Below are 15,220 nucleotides of genomic sequence, written 5' to 3' on the forward strand. Positions count from 1 at the left end.
ACTTTTTTTTAGGAGTAATACATGAAGAAAATGATCGGTGTTATCACTATTATTTTGCTTACATATTCTGCTTTGCATAGTACACCATCTTTGGCAGTTCGGACTGCGTTATTTTTTGAGGGACATCCAAGTGTTGCATTTTCTGACGGGGTGACGAAAGAAAAAGATGTGAAAAAAGAAGCGATTCCAGATGAGTATCAAACTCTATATGGTAAGGACGAAGACTTAGAGCACTATTTCTTTCCACATGTAAGAGCACATGGATCAGGAATTGATATGTTAAGTGCATGCGTGAAGAAAAAATGGTTTTTCTATAAAGCAGAGCTCGGATGTTATTAAATATAGGAGGATGAATGATGTCAGCATATAACAAGTTAGTAAGAGATCGTGTTCCAGAGAAGATTTTAATGTCTGGAAAAACGTATACAGCACAAAAATTAACAGGTCAAGCATACATACAAGCTTTAGCGAAAATTGGAACGGAAGAAATTCGTGAATTTGCTTCTATGAAAGAACGCGAACATGCACTAGATTCTCTTGCAGATGCGCTAGAGGTTATCATTTCATTAGCACGTGCAGAAGGTGCATCGATTGAAGATGTGGAACGCCTTCGTAAGCAAAAAGAGATAGAACGCGGTGGATTTGAAAGAGGGATTTATTTATTAGATGTTTCAGAAGAATAGTTTTATAGGAAAAGCATAGCGTTACTGAGTAACGCTATGCTTTCTTGTTGCAATGAAGCTAATAATGAAGAAGATAGCTGTTAATATCCAGCCGATTGTAATAGAAGTAGTAGTATGAATGGCATAAGAGATTTGTAAACAAAATAATGATGCTAAAAACCAAATGAGTGCAATGTGTATATGTTTTTTTGATATATTCATATTTCAGGACTCCTTTTGTATACTAAAAAGAATTTTACTACAATTTAGAAAATTAAGCTATATAAGTAGAGGTTTTCTGGCGAATTTTGTATACTGAATAGTAGAGAAAATGAGGAGGAAACGACAATGGCACATCATACGAAAGAAACGATGGAACTGATTAAGGAGCTTGTCTCTATTCCGAGTCCATCTGGAAATACAGCAAAAATTATTAATTTCATTGAAAACTATGTCAGTGAGTGGAACGTAGAAACGAAACGTAATAATAAGGGAGCTCTTATTTTAACGGTAAAAGGGAAGAATGATGCGCAGCACCGTTTATTAACGGCACACGTTGATACGTTAGGTGCGATGGTGAAAGAAATTAAGCCTGATGGTCGCCTGAGTCTTTCTATGATTGGTGGATTTCGCTGGAACTCTGTAGAAGGGGAATATTGCGAAATTGAAACAGCAAGTGGCAAGACATATACAGGAACGATTTTAATGCATCAAACATCTGTACATGTATATAAAGATGCAGGTGAAGCAAAACGCGATGAGAAAAATATTGAAGTTCGTATTGATGAGCGCGTATTTTCAGCTGATGAAGTACGCGAATTAGGAATTGAAGTAGGAGACTTCGTTTCATTTGATCCGCGCGTTCAAATTACAGAGAGTGGATACATAAAATCACGTCATTTAGATGACAAAGTAAGTGTTGCGATTTTATTAAAATTAATTAAAAGATTACAAGATGAAAACGTAACATTACCATATACGACGCATTTCTTAATTTCTAATAATGAAGAGATTGGATACGGTGGTAACTCTAACATTCCAGAAGAAACTGTTGAATACTTAGCAGTTGATATGGGAGCGTTAGGTGATGGACAAACATCTGATGAATATACAGTATCTATTTGTGCAAAAGACTCTAGCGGCCCGTATCATTACGCACTGCGTAAACATTTAGTAGAGCTTGCGAAAACGAATCATATTGAATATAAAGTAGATATTTATCCATACTACGGATCTGATGCATCAGCTGCGATTCGCGCGGGATTTGATGTGAAACACGCTTTAATTGGAGCAGGTATTGATTCTTCTCACGCATTTGAACGTACACATGAAAGTTCTATTGCACATACAGAAGCATTAGTGTATGCATATGTAATGTCTAATTTAATTGAAGAATAATTTCATAGATAATAGAGAGCTGATTAAAAATATTATTTTTAATCAGCTTTTTATTTGGCGAAGCGATTAGGAGACATGTCCTAATCGTTTTTTTATCCCGCTATTTGTGGGCTGATTAAAGTTTTATTTTATATACATTCATTATAAGTTATATATATGCGATTTTTGTTATAAGGCCGGAAACGTATTTACTATAGATATATAATGTTATACACTATGAAAGGAATTAATTAATAGTTAATATTTTTTAGTTAGCTTGATTAAAAAAATGTATGAATATGAAGTTTTGAGAGGAGATTTATTTTTCATGAAGTACAAAGCAATAGCCGCAGGTTTATTAGCAGCAAATTTACTAGCACATCCAATTAGTAGTTTAGCAGAAACGAAGAAATTTCCTGATGTTTCAGATAGTGCGTGGTCGAAAGACGCAATTTATTATTTAGTAGAGAGAAATGTAATTAACGGTATGCCAGATGGTAACTTTATGCCATACGGAAATTTAACACGTGCCCAGGCAGCAAAGATTATCGCAACAGCAATTGGTGCTAAAGTAGATCCGAATGCAAAGCCGTCTTATAATGATGCAAAAAATAATTGGGCAGCTTCATTTATTGCAGCCATGGAAAAAGAGAATATTATTAAAGGGCGAGAACCAGGAGTATTTGATCCTGAAGGAAAAGTAACTCGTGCTGAAATGGCAGCTATGCTTGTAAGAGCATATAATCTGAAAAGCAAAGTAACAGGACCAGTTCCTACAAAATTCGCTGATTTAGAGAATCATTGGGGTAAAGAAGAAGTTAATATTTTAGTAGAATTAAAACTTTCTTTAGGTACAGAGAATGGCTGGAAACCGAATGATTCTATTACGCGTGAACAAGCAGCTCAGCTTACTGCGCAAACAGATAAATTTAGCAAGAATAGTGATCGTCCAGTAAAAACTAAGAAAATGTACATAGATAGAAAATTCATTACATATCACGCACCATCATTAAGTTCTGGGATTAGTGCGAATCAGCATAATCCACAAACGGTAGAAATTAAAGAAGAACGAGATGGATGGATCAAAATTGCAACAAGTAACGGTGATAAATGGACACCTTTAGTAGAGAAAACAGAAGTTATTAATGAAGGATTCACTACTTATGCAGAAGCTTCTTCTTCGTCAAAAGTAATGGGAACACATAACGCACAGCAAGTAACTGTTATTGAAGAGAGCGGCAGTTGGATTCGTATCCGCATGGGCGCTGGTTTCCAATGGGTTAATAAAAATCAATTAAATCCAGTGAAGCAAGGTAACTTCTTAGAAGGAAAAGCGATTATCATTGATCCAGGTCATGGTGGAGTTGATTCAGGTAATCCAGGTTATTATGAGAAAGAAAGTGAAACTGTATTAGATGTATCATTGCGATTACAGAAAATATTTGAGAAAAAGACACCATTTACTGTGTTATTCACTCGTACAGATGATACACGTCCAGGAACAAGTGGTCCGGATTCTTTAAAGAAACGTGTAGAATTTGCTCAAAAAAATAATGGGGATATTTTTGTAAGTATTCATGGTAATGGTACGGAAAAGAAAAATGGACAAGGTACAGAAACATTCTACTATGAATCAGCGACAGCAAGAGGAACAAATCCTAACGTATCAGAAAGTCGTTTATTAGCAGAAAAAATTCAAGAGCGTCTTGTAGATGCACTGGGGACAAAAGATCGTGGTGTGAAAAAAGGCGATTTATACGTAATTAGAGAAAATACAATGCCAGCTGTATTAGCAGAATTAGCATTTGTAGATAATAAAAGTGATGCAGATAAAATAGCTACACCAGCGCAGAGACAAAGTGCAGCGGAAGCTATTTATCAAGGTATTTTAGATTACTATGAAGAAATGGGTAACAACGTGTCTTCTTTCCGTTAATAAATAATAAGAGATTGCCATTGGCAGTCTCTTTTATTTATTAACGTTTCTCTTTATTTCCGGCATATGATATCATTTAATTTTATATACAAAAGAAAAGTATTTGAGTAATTGTAATCATAACAATTTTAAACGATAGAGGATGATAATAGATTGAATAATTATAGAAAAACACCTGCCTGTATATATACGTATGCATTTCGTGAGGAGGAGCGTGCTTTATGTTACTTGGAAATGCGCTCGTTCTTTGGAATGGAGTCCCACGTTAATATTTTAAAAAGTGATGTCAAAATTGACCCGAGTAGAAGTGCGTTTATGAAAGAGCGAATTGAAGTTATGTATGAAGGAGACGACTTAGAAAGTATCTTAAAACAAGTGGAACAAATTGACTTGGCAGGAGCGACGTTCAAAGTCATCTTCGTTAAAATTAATGACCTTGTTGGAGAGAATAAAATTGAATATGGAGAAAGACGTCTTATTGAACGAGACCTCGGCATGCATATTGAAGGAGAAGCGGATGTTCGTAATCCAGAGCGTGTATTCGGGATTGTTCCTCTTGGAGGACGCTGGTACTTCGGGCACTATGTAGAAAGCGAACCAGTTTGGTATCATCACATAAAAAAACCGCATAGTTATTCGACATCTCTTAGCACACGTGTTGCGAGATCAGTTGCAAATATCGCTGTACCAAATCCAGAGGGAGTACGAGCAATTGACCCGTGCTGCGGTATTGGAACAGTAGTAGTAGAAGCACTTTCTATGGGGATTAACATCGTTGGTAGAGATATAAATCCACTTGTAGTTCTTGGAACGAGAAAAAATATCGCACATTTCGGATTTGAAGGAACAGTAACAAAAGGTCCGATCGAGGAAATTACTGAGAACTATGACGTTGCCATTATCGATATGCCGTACGACTTATTTACGCATGCCACACCAGAAGACCAGCTCTCCATTCTTTCAAGTGCGCGCCGCATCGCTAAAAAGGTAGTCGTTGTAACGATGGAGACAATGGACGACATGATCCATGAAGCAGGATTTGAAATTACAGATCGCTGTATTACCAGAAAAGGGTCATTTACTAGACAAATTCTTGTTTGTGAATAAGAAAGGAAGGTCACCCGTTTGGGTGACCTTTTTAGTGTAGTTTGATGTGTGATTGATTGGCAGTTTGTAGGCGGCGATAAGTTGATATTGTGATAGGAGAATCTATTACTGTTCTTTTAATTTTTCTTGTTGTGCGATTAATAAATTGCGTAATACGTGTCCGCGGTAACTTTCTAATTTTCGTCCTTCATGATAGCGTACGCCTAATTTTTTTAGTTCAGCTACGTACCAGCCCTTTGTTCCGTAATACATGGGATCACTTCCTTTTTGCTTTTGAACAGTATATGTTGGGGGACGAAGTAACTTTACATTGAAAATAATAATGGTAAAAGGAATTTTGCATGTGTGTACCAGTGAAATTGCAAAGTTATCGAGGTGTTTTATAACGTAACGTCCAAGCCGTGTATAAAAAAGTAGACAGTTGTATATGAATTTGTTGAAAAAAGAATACACATTGCTGAGGGGATTTGAAAAAAGTAATGCTATACGCTTTGGCATGATACTTGCGTTGGAAATAGTATCAACGTATAGGGGAGAGATTGAAATGAAGGTTAGTAAAATATATACAACGATTGATGCACACGTAGCTGGGGAGCCGCTTCGAATTATTACGGGTGGTGTGCCAGAAATAAAAGGAGAAACGCAGCTGGAAAGACGCGCCTACTGCATGGAACATTTGGATTACCTTCGTGAAGTTCTGATGTATGAACCGAGGGGGCATCACGGGATGTATGGTTGTATTATTACCCCGCCTGCAAGTGCTCACGCTGATTTTGGCGTATTGTTTATGCACAATGAAGGCTGGAGTACGATGTGTGGTCACGGCATTATCGCCGTTATTACAGTCGGAATTGAAACAGGCATGTTTGAAGTAAAGGGTGAAAAACAAAAGTTCATTATTGATAGCCCAGCCGGAGAAGTTATTGCGTATGCAACATATAACGGGAGTGAAGTAGAATCTGTATCATTTGAAAATGTTCCTTCCTTTGTATACAAAAAAGACGTTCCTATTAGAATAGATAACTATGAATTTCAAGTAGATATCGCGTTTGGAGGAGCATTTTACTCTGTAGTAGACTGTAAAGAATTTGGTCTGAAAGTTGATTTTAAAGACTTGCCTGCTATTCAAACGTGGGGAGGTAAAATTAAACATTATATAGAGAGCAAAATGGAAGTGAAGCATCCACTTGAAGAAGGTTTAAAAGGAATATACGGCGTTATTTTTTCAGATGAACCGAAAGACAAAGGTGCTACGCTACGAAATGTAACGATTTTTGCTGATGGGCAAGTAGACCGTTCTCCTTGCGGTACAGGAACTTCTGCGAGAATCGCAACTCTTTTTGAAAAAGCTGCCTTGCAAAAAGGAGAAACATTCATTCATGAATGCATCACTGACGGGAAATTCCAGGGAGAAGTATTATCCGTAACAGCGGTAGGTACATATGAAGCTGTCGTTCCGAAAGTAACGGGGCATGCATTTATTACAGGGTTTCATCAGTTCGTTGTAGATCCGAGAGATGATTTGAAACGGGGATTTTTGTTAGGATAAAGTGAAACTTTAATCAGTGGAGGGGTTCCCCACTGATTATTAGTTGAACCAATCGGGTTTTTACGGGCAGTTGATCTCCCGTGTAACTTCTTTGTCCAACCGAATTTTTAGATGGGAGTCTTACTGCCCGTTAATACGGGATAGAAGGAGGAGGTGGAAAGATATGCTAGTTATAAGCGCGAACGAACAAAGAAACTTAGTAAATATGAATGAAGTTATTGAATACGCGGCGCTTGCTTTAAAAGAATTTTCCGCAGAAAGAACGATTACACCAATAAGAGGCTCATTACCATTTGCGAACGAGCAAAATACGGCATTAATTATGCCTTCAGTAGCGGAAGGACTTGAGGCACTTGGAGTAAAAATAGTAACGGTAGTCCCGCAAAATAAACAGATAGGAAAGAAAACGATCAACGGGATTGTGATGCTATTAGACTTTCAAACGGGAGAACCGCTCGCACTTTTAGAAGGATCGTACTTAACGATGATCCGAACAGGCGCCTTATCAGGAGTAGCGACAAAATATTTAGCTCGTCATAACGCAAAAACTTTATGCATTATCGGAACGGGTGAACAAGCGAAGGGAATGGCCGAAGCAATATTTGCGGTTAGAGATATCGAAAAATTCATTTTATACAATCGCACAGAAGAAAAAGCATATGCATTTGCGCAATATATACAAGAGAAATTAGGCAAACCAGCTTACGTCTACAGAGATTCAAATGAAGCAATACGTGAAGCAGACATCATCGTCACAACTACGAACGCAACCACACCAGTCTTCTCAGAAACACTACAAAAAGGCGTCCACGTAAACGCCGTCGGCTCATTCAGACCAAGCATGCAAGAACTACCCTCACATGCCATAGCGAAAGCAAACAAAGTAGTAGTCGAATCAAAAGAAGCAGCACTAGACGAAACAGGAGACCTTCAAGTTCCGATAAAAGAAGGTCTATTCAAAGCAAACGCCATTCACGCTGAACTTGGTCAAATTATAAGCGGAGAAAAAGCTGGGCGCGAAAATGATGAAGAGATTACTATTTTCAAATCAGTTGGTTTGGCGGTAGTAGATATTATCGTTGCGAAGTATTTGTATGAGAAAGCGTTGGAGCAAGGAGTAGGGAATAAGATTGAGTTTTGAGACTGCCTTTTGGTGGTCTTTTTTTCAATTCATCAAATGTCATGATAACCTCCTAAATGTGTTTTTTGTCTTTAATTTCATTCTACATTTTCGGTCATATATAACAATCATTTTAGAGTTTTTTTGTAAGCTACTAGTTTTTTAACTCATTTTACGAGGTAACCTATTCGTGGTTTTCTTTTTTAATCCTCCTTATAAATATATTTTATGGCAAGAATGTATTAGTAGATTTCAAACTTTCCACATTTACAAAAAAGTTTGACTTTACATACAGGTAGTGGTAATTTAAAACTTATAAGAAAACTCGGGATTAATTCCGAGTTTTCTTATGGGTATAACTAGTTTGAGGGGGCCGAAAGATGAAACAGAAGTTATTTGCATTACCATTTGTTCTAATACTACTTATTGCATTAGCGGCTTGTTCTGGGGAAAAAGATTCTTCAAAGCAAGCGGGCACTAGTAAATCAGGGACTCCGAAAGATGGAGGAACGTTAACGATTGGTGTTAGCGATAATCCAGATACGATGAATCCGCTTTATGCGAATGATCGTGTGTCATTAACTGTGCAGCAAGCTTTATATGCGCCGCTATATCATATGGAAGATGGTAAGAAAAAGTTTGTTCTTGCTGAGAGCTTTACGCCTTCAGAAGATCAATTAACGTGGACATTGAAATTAAAAGATAATTTGAAATGGCATGATGGTAAGAAAATTACATCAGACGATATAGCATTTACATTCCAATCTATTTTAGATGAGAAGCAAAATAGCTCAAGTCGTGAAAACTTTATTTTTAAAGGAAAGCCGCTTGAGGTGAAAAAGGTAGATGAGTTAACAACTCAATTCGTTTTACCACAAGTAAGTGCATCTTTTGAAGGTGTGATGAATGATTTCTTCCCAATTCCGAAACATGTATTTGAAGGGGAAGCAGATTTAGCGAAGAGTAAGAAAAACTTACAGCCTGTAGGGTCAGGTCCGTTTAAGTTTAAAGAATATAAATCAGATGAGTACGTTGCATTAGATCGATTCGATGATTATGTAGGTGGGAAAGCTAAATTAGACTCTATCGTATACCGAGTTGTAAAAGACCGTAATACAGCAAATGTTTCACTGCAAAATGGTCAAATCAACATGAAGATGATTGAGCCGCAAGACTTTAAGAAATTGGATAGCACTGGGAACTTCTCAATGGTGACATTCCCTGAAGGTAGATTATTCTACTTATCTTATAACATGAATACAGATTTGATGAAGAAAAAAGAAGTGCGCCAAGCAATTGCGCATGCGTTAGATAAAAAAGAAATGATTAACTCAGCATTCGTTTCGGGTGAATTTGCAGAACCAGCAAATTCAATCTTAACGCCAGACGCTATGTATTATGCGAAAGATATTAAAGACTATAAGTATGATAAAAAAGAAGCGAAAGATTTATTAGCAAAAGCTGGCGTGAAAGATAAAGAAAAAGTACGTGTGATGTATGTAACGAATAACAAAATCATGGAAAGCTTAGCGCTTTATACACAACAAAAATTAAAAGAAGTTGGCTTAGAAGTTGAACTAAATGCATTAGATGCTAGTGCAGCAAGTGAAAAAGGCTTAGATAAAGAGAATAAAGAATATGACATTACATTTGGTGGTTACATAATGGGACCTGAGCCAGATTCATATAAGAGCTTATTCCTAAGTAATGCTGAATACAATTATGCACGATATAAAAACGCTGATTTCGATAAGTTATGGGAAGAAGCTGCAGTTGAAACAGATAAAACAAAACGTGCAGAGCTATACCATAAAATTCAAGAGACAGCGAGAGAAGACGTACCTTATCTACCAATCGCGTATCCGAAAGCAGTTATTGCAGTAGATAAAAAGTTTGATGGATTAAAAGAAGCGAAAGCAATTCCTGTCACAATGTTTGAAGATCTATCTAAGATTTATGAAGTGAAATAAGAAACAATAAAGAAGCTGGTGGAAATCAGCTTCTTTAGCTTGAGGGGGGAAGTTTGTGTATAAAGTAATTGCGAAGAGGCTTTTAAATGCAATTCCGCTTTTATTTGTTATTTCTATTATTTCTTTTCTATTAATAAAACTAGCACCGGGGGATCCGGTTCGAAACTTTGTAACGCCAAACATGAATCCAATTGATGTGGAGCGTATTCGCAAAAGTTTAGGACTAGATCAACCAATTTACGTGCAGTATTTTTTATGGTTAAAAAACATTTTAACAGGAAACTTTGGTTACTCACTTCAAAATCATCGTCCTGTTTTGGAACTTATCACAGAAAGATTACCTGCAACAATTGGATTAATGGGATCATCTTTACTCGTCTCATTCGTAATCGCAATACCGCTTGGACTATTTACAGGTGTGAAAAAGAATTCATTCTTTGACCGCATTGTAAACTTTATTTCATACGTTGGTATTTCTATGCCGGTTTTCTGGTTTGCACTACTATTAGTCTACTTATTCTCTTTAAAATTGAACCTACTTCCGAGTATGGGTATGCGCACAGTAGGTAAAGACTCTGTCTGGGATATTGTGCAACACGGCATTTTACCTTGCATGGTGTTAGCGTTCCAAAACGTATCTGTTTATATGAGATATATTCGTTCAAGTACGATTCAGCAATTAGAAGAAGAATATGTACAAATTCAATATGCGTACGGCGCTTCAAAGAAAACAGTGTTATTTAATCACGTACTTCGAAATGTATTAATACCGATCATTACAATTTTCGGATTATCGATTCCAAGTTTAGTAGGCGGAGCGTTTATTACGGAAACAGTATTTTCATGGCCGGGTCTTGGTTCACTTGGGGTAAATGCTATTTTTAGATTTGATTATCCGATTATCATGGCAATTACATTACTATCATCATTCATGTTAATTCTCGGTAACTTAATTGCTGATATTTTATATGGCGTAGTAGATCCGCGCATTCGAATGAGGGGGTGATTTGGAATGAATAATAGGAGATTTCAAACGATAAAACATAGCTTTACGAAAAATAAGTTTGTTGCAATGGGAGTTATTATACTTGCGATTTTAACGGTCGCATCAATTTTCGCATTCGTGTCGCCGTACGATCCTAGCAAAATGTCGATTCCAGATCGCTTACAAGAACCGAGTATGAGTCATCCTTTCGGAACGGATGATTACGGAAGGGATTACTTAACGAGAGCGTTATATGGCGGACGAGTTTCACTTGCGGTCGGTTTCCTTGCGATGGTTGTTTCTATTACAATCGGTACTGCAGTTGGAACAATTAGCGGGTATTTTGGCGGAAAGTTAGACAACTTTTTAATGCGAGTTGTTGAAGTGCTTATGTCAATTCCATCATTCTTTTTAATGCTACTATTAAATGCGTATTTAAAACCAGGAATTACGACGTTAGTTCTTATTATCGGATTACTAACATGGATGGACACCGCCCGTATCGTAAGGGCAGAAACGTTATCTGTAAAAGAGCGTGAGTACGTTTTATACGCAAAAGTATCAGGACAAAAATCACTTATGATTATTGTAAGACATATCATTCCTAACATTGTATCAACCATTATTATCGCCGCGACATTAACAATTGCGACATCGATTTTAATGGAATCATCACTTAGTTTCCTAGGTTTAGGTATTAGAGAACCAGATTCTTCTTGGGGCAGCATGCTAAACAATGCGCAAGGATATATTGGTGAAGCTTGGTATTTAACGCTCTTCCCAGGATTCCTTATCCTTTTAACGGTACTTAGTTTTAACGTAATTGGTGAAGCATTGAAGAAAGCTTTCGCACCAAAAGGAGCTGGACATGAAAACTAAAGTATTAAGTGAAAGGAGTGAGAAGCGTGTCTGAAAAACTACTAGAAGTGAAAAATTTAAAGACTTCTTTTTTCATAGAAAGTGGCGAAGTTGAAGCAGTTCGCGGCGTTACATTTCGCTTAAATAAAGGAGAAGTAGTCGGTATCGTTGGGGAATCTGGAAGCGGGAAGAGTGTAATGGCGAAGTCTGTTATGTCTCTCGTTACGTCACCAGGAAAAGTGAAAGAAGGGGAAATCTTTTTTCATAATGAAAACATACTTTCTAAATCTGAAAAAGAATTACGTTCTATTAGAGGAAATCAAATTTCACTTATCTCTCAAGACCCAATGTCAGCGCTAAATCCGGTCGTGAAAATTGGGAAACAAATGATGGAAATAATTATACGTCATCAAAAAGTGAAAAAGAAAGAAGCAGAGCAGATCGCGATTAACTTGTTAAAACAAGTCGGTCTTTCGTCACCAGAAGAAAGGGTAAAACAATATCCGCATGAACTAAGCGGTGGTATGAAGCAGCGGGTTATGATCGCAATGGCGATGTCTTGTAACCCAGACCTTCTTATTGCTGACGAACCGACGACTGCACTTGATGTAACGATACAGGCGCAAATACTAGATTTAATGAAAAACTTAAAGAACGAAACGAATATGGCGTTACTTCTTATTACGCATGACTTAGGAATTGTCGCGCAAAACTGTACGCGCGTCATCGTTATGTACGGCGGGCTTATTATGGAAGAAGGACCTGTACTTGATATTTTCCAATCGCCGAATCATCCATATACGAAAGGGCTATTAAACTCTCTGCCAAAAATATCGAACGGCGTAAAAGAAAGACTCGCTCCTATTCAAGGTGTAACGCCAAACTTATTAAATCCACCACAAGGTTGCCCATTCGCAGAGCGTTGCCCGCATGCGATGGACATTTGTGAAAAAGAACGTCCGCCATATTTTGAAATCGGAGACGGAAGGCGTTCCATGTGCTGGTTAAATGATAGGGCGGTAGGTGATTCCCATGCATGAAGAAAACTTAATTGAAGTTCGGAACTTAAAAAAGTATTTTCCTATTAAAAAAGGACTATTCGGTAGAAAAACAGAGCAATTAAAAGCAGTCGATGACTTAAGCTTTACAATTAAAAAAGGTGAAACATTCGGGTTAGTAGGAGAATCTGGCTGCGGAAAATCAACGACAGGAAGAAGCATCATTCGTTTACACGACGTCACTTCAGGTAACGTTTTATTCGACGGAAAAGATATCGCAAGTTTAAAGGAAAGTGAACTAAAAGAATATCGAAAAAGAATGCAAATCATTTTCCAAGATCCATACGCATCATTAAACCCGGCAATGAACGTATTCCAAATTATTAGTGAGCCAATGAACATTCATGGATCTTATGAAAAAGAAGAACAAAAAGAAATCATATTAGACCTGCTTAAAAAGGTAGGCCTAAAAGAAGAACATTTATATCGCTACCCGCACGAATTTAGCGGGGGCCAGCGCCAGCGCATTAGCATCGCGCGCGCACTATCTGTAAAACCAGACTTTATCCTATGTGACGAACCAATCTCAGCACTAGATGTCTCAGTCCAAGCGCAAGTCGTAAACATGCTGCAAGACATTCAAGAAGAAACAGGCGTCACATATTTATTCATCGCACATGACCTATCGATGGTAAGACACATATCAGATCGAATCGGAGTCATGTACTTAGGAAACATAGTAGAAATTGCCGACAGCGAAGACTTATACACAAAACCGGCACATCCATACACACAAGCACTACTCTCATCTATGCCAGAACTAGATCCAACAAACACAGGCAAAGAACGGATCATCCTAGAGGGGGAAGTTCCAAGCCCGCTCAACTCACCGTCCGGCTGCAAATTTAGAACGCGCTGCAAATTCGCCACTGAAAAATGCGCACAGGAAGTACCGAAGATGGTTGAGATTGCGAAAGGGCATGAAGTGGCTTGTCATTTGTTTTAGAGGGAGAGCACTAGGGGGGACCTGGTGCTTTTTTCTTTTGTGCTGGGGTGTGGGATTGGTTGTAGACTAATGGTCAGTGATTGTTTATAGTTGCATTTCCTGTTATATAATTTTCCTTATTTTTCAACTATAATTGTAATGATATGTTAGATTGTATATTTTATCCTTAATATATTTAATGGAAGGGGGACTCTCTATGAAATTGCTTCGTTCATTTCTCATTTTCACTCTTGTTGTATTGTTAAGCGCATGTAATACAGCAACAAAAGTCACAAAGGTTCAAAAAAATGGCGAAACGACTTTAACAATTGGTTCTTTGCAGGGGTATTACGATGTACAAACGCTTAAAGCTGAAAAAGGAAATGTGGAAATTCCTTATGAGGCAGCAGTTGAAGAAGGTACGATTTTATTGCAAGTCACAAAAGATGATAAGGTCATTTATGAAGAAGAAGTCACTTCTCAAAAAGAAGGTTTGCTTTCTTTTGAAGCGCCAAAATCCGGATCATATGATTTAATTGTACGTGTGAAGGGTGAAGAAGAGAAAGCGAAAGGAATTCAAATACATACGAAGCTATGAAAAAACGGCAAGCGGAGTATACTCGCTTGCCGTTTCCATTTCCAGTTGGTTCTAGCATAACAAATGCTCATCAATTCCAAGAAGTGAACGTAAAGTAATTCCGAAGTATACAATATTTTACTTTCAGCGATGTAATCCCTAATAAAAGATTCAATAAATTTTATAATATAAATATTTAATTCTAATCATTAAAAATCCTACTTTTTCTTACTTTAATTGTTTCTAAAATATAAAGAAGAATACCTAAACCAAATATTTTTTCAGCATTAGAAATATTATTACCTAATCTAATAATCGGTACATTTAAGCCAAATCTTTCACTCCATTCTAAAGGCATATATCCCCTCTTGCAGTTTATTAATATACGATCATCCATTGTACGAAAAGACGTTTCGAAAAAATCAAATTCCACTTCTATCTCAGAAATTTTTATCTCTTTTTCATTCATCAAAGAACCACGTACCATTCCAAATCCTTGTATCATATTTTCTTTAAACATACCTACACAATTATAATTCGAATCATAAATAGCCCAATCATAATTTTCAACTTCACTTTGAAAATATGCAAGGATTTCTCCATCACTTGCTTCCAATCCAAAAACTTCTTTATTTTTTAAAATAGGTAATGTTGAAGAAATCATCTTTGTTCCTGCTACATATCTTCCATCAGGAGTATATAAACCTAAATGTTTATTATTGCCGGGTAATTCTAACAAAACATAAGTATCAATATCCCAAAATGTTAAATCATTTTTAATTATATTTTTTTCTAGTAAATTTCCTTTTCTTAATTGCCAAAATCCAATACTAAAAAATACAAGAGAAGCTATAATAATTAAGATTACTGGTCCCCAATTAATATTACCCCAAGTATTATACATACCAATTAATCCATAAAGAAAAAGCCCAGTTCCAATTAAACACTTCAACTTTCCCTTTTTTTTATAATACTCAAATAATTCCACATAAACACCTCTATCAGTTGGTCTTAATATTTCAATTACCTTTCAAATAGGGGGCACATTACCGAAAGTGAAAAATTGTATGCTAAGGGTGTAAAAACCTATTATAGC

At 36.8% G+C, this 15,220-nt stretch carries 16 protein-coding genes; 13 read left to right on the forward strand and 3 right to left on the reverse strand.

The annotated features are described in order from the left end of the window. Positions 1–21: 21 nt before the first annotated feature. Positions 22–339: a hypothetical protein gene (locus MR107_RS09335; protein WP_000738198.1), complete on the forward strand. Its 318-nt coding sequence runs from the start codon at positions 22–24 to the stop codon at positions 337–339. Between the two features lie 17 nt (positions 340–356). Next, positions 357–683 (forward strand): nucleoside triphosphate pyrophosphohydrolase, encoded by a 327-nt coding sequence (locus MR107_RS09340; RefSeq protein WP_001277350.1) that lies wholly within the window; start codon positions 357–359, stop codon positions 681–683. A gap of 21 nt (positions 684–704) precedes the next feature. Here MR107_RS09340 and MR107_RS09345 read toward each other — a convergent pair whose 3' ends face one another. After that, positions 705–884 (reverse strand): hypothetical protein, encoded by a 180-nt coding sequence (locus tag MR107_RS09345; protein WP_242292287.1) that lies wholly within the window; start codon positions 882–884, stop codon positions 705–707. A gap of 126 nt (positions 885–1,010) precedes the next feature. Here MR107_RS09345 and MR107_RS09350 point away from each other — a divergent pair, with 126 nt between their 5' ends. The 3 genes from MR107_RS09350 (at position 1,011) to MR107_RS09360 (ending at position 5,082) form a co-directional block, all read left to right on the forward strand. Beyond that, positions 1,011–2,060 (forward strand): M42 family metallopeptidase, encoded by a 1,050-nt coding sequence (locus tag MR107_RS09350; protein WP_053565141.1) that lies wholly within the window; start codon positions 1,011–1,013, stop codon positions 2,058–2,060. A 307-nt stretch (positions 2,061–2,367) separates the two neighbouring features. Beyond that, positions 2,368–3,975 carry an N-acetylmuramoyl-L-alanine amidase gene (locus MR107_RS09355; protein WP_242292288.1) on the forward strand — a complete coding sequence of 536 codons (1,608 nt, stop codon included), beginning with the start codon at positions 2,368–2,370 and terminating at the stop codon, positions 3,973–3,975. Between the two features lie 153 nt (positions 3,976–4,128). Beyond that, entirely contained in the window at positions 4,129–5,082 is a 954-nt protein-coding gene (locus tag MR107_RS09360; protein WP_242292289.1) for a TRM11 family SAM-dependent methyltransferase, read from the forward strand. A 105-nt stretch (positions 5,083–5,187) separates the two neighbouring features. Here MR107_RS09360 and MR107_RS09365 read toward each other — a convergent pair whose 3' ends face one another. Beyond that, positions 5,188–5,418: a YflJ family protein gene (locus MR107_RS09365; protein ID WP_130055420.1), complete on the reverse strand. Its 231-nt coding sequence runs from the start codon at positions 5,416–5,418 to the stop codon at positions 5,188–5,190. A 208-nt stretch (positions 5,419–5,626) separates the two neighbouring features. Here MR107_RS09365 and MR107_RS09370 point away from each other — a divergent pair, with 208 nt between their 5' ends. The 8 genes from MR107_RS09370 to MR107_RS09405 all read left to right on the forward strand — a co-directional run bounded on the left by MR107_RS09370 (position 5,627) and on the right by MR107_RS09405 (position 14,145). Then, positions 5,627–6,631, forward strand: coding sequence for a proline racemase family protein (locus MR107_RS09370; RefSeq protein WP_242292290.1), 1,005 nt, complete (start codon positions 5,627–5,629; stop codon positions 6,629–6,631). A gap of 163 nt (positions 6,632–6,794) precedes the next feature. After that, complete coding sequence (locus tag MR107_RS09375; protein ID WP_074554173.1) at positions 6,795–7,772, forward strand: ornithine cyclodeaminase family protein; 978 nt, start codon at positions 6,795–6,797, stop codon at positions 7,770–7,772. Positions 7,773–8,131: 359 nt separating this feature from the next. Continuing rightward, positions 8,132–9,721: an ABC transporter substrate-binding protein gene (locus tag MR107_RS09380; RefSeq protein ID WP_000810663.1), complete on the forward strand. Its 1,590-nt coding sequence runs from the start codon at positions 8,132–8,134 to the stop codon at positions 9,719–9,721. Between the two features lie 55 nt (positions 9,722–9,776). Then, positions 9,777–10,727 carry an ABC transporter permease gene (locus tag MR107_RS09385; RefSeq protein ID WP_106822993.1) on the forward strand — a complete coding sequence of 317 codons (951 nt, stop codon included), beginning with the start codon at positions 9,777–9,779 and terminating at the stop codon, positions 10,725–10,727. Between the two features lie 6 nt (positions 10,728–10,733). Further along, entirely contained in the window at positions 10,734–11,585 is an 852-nt protein-coding gene (locus MR107_RS09390) for an ABC transporter permease (protein WP_242292291.1), read from the forward strand. Between the two features lie 26 nt (positions 11,586–11,611). Further along, a complete protein-coding gene (locus MR107_RS09395; RefSeq protein WP_242292292.1) occupies positions 11,612–12,604 on the forward strand; it encodes an ABC transporter ATP-binding protein in 993 nt (330 codons plus the stop codon). Next, positions 12,597–13,568: an ABC transporter ATP-binding protein gene (locus tag MR107_RS09400; protein ID WP_000544123.1), complete on the forward strand. Its 972-nt coding sequence runs from the start codon at positions 12,597–12,599 to the stop codon at positions 13,566–13,568. The genes MR107_RS09395 and MR107_RS09400 overlap by 8 nt, the downstream gene beginning before the upstream one ends. A gap of 196 nt (positions 13,569–13,764) precedes the next feature. Next, positions 13,765–14,145, forward strand: coding sequence for a BA_1872 family lipoprotein (locus MR107_RS09405; RefSeq protein WP_000771854.1), 381 nt, complete (start codon positions 13,765–13,767; stop codon positions 14,143–14,145). Between the two features lie 181 nt (positions 14,146–14,326). On the opposite strand, the gene MR107_RS09410 is transcribed toward MR107_RS09405, so the two are convergent. Next, on the reverse strand, positions 14,327–15,112 hold the full coding sequence (locus tag MR107_RS09410) for an ABC transporter ATP-binding protein (RefSeq protein ID WP_071740892.1): 786 nt from the start codon (positions 15,110–15,112) through the stop codon (positions 14,327–14,329). Positions 15,113–15,220: the final 108 nt, after the last annotated feature.

It is taken from the genome of Bacillus cereus group sp. BfR-BA-01441 (assembly GCF_022663075.1).
Taxonomy (GTDB): domain Bacteria; phylum Bacillota; class Bacilli; order Bacillales; family Bacillaceae_G; genus Bacillus_A; species Bacillus_A cereus.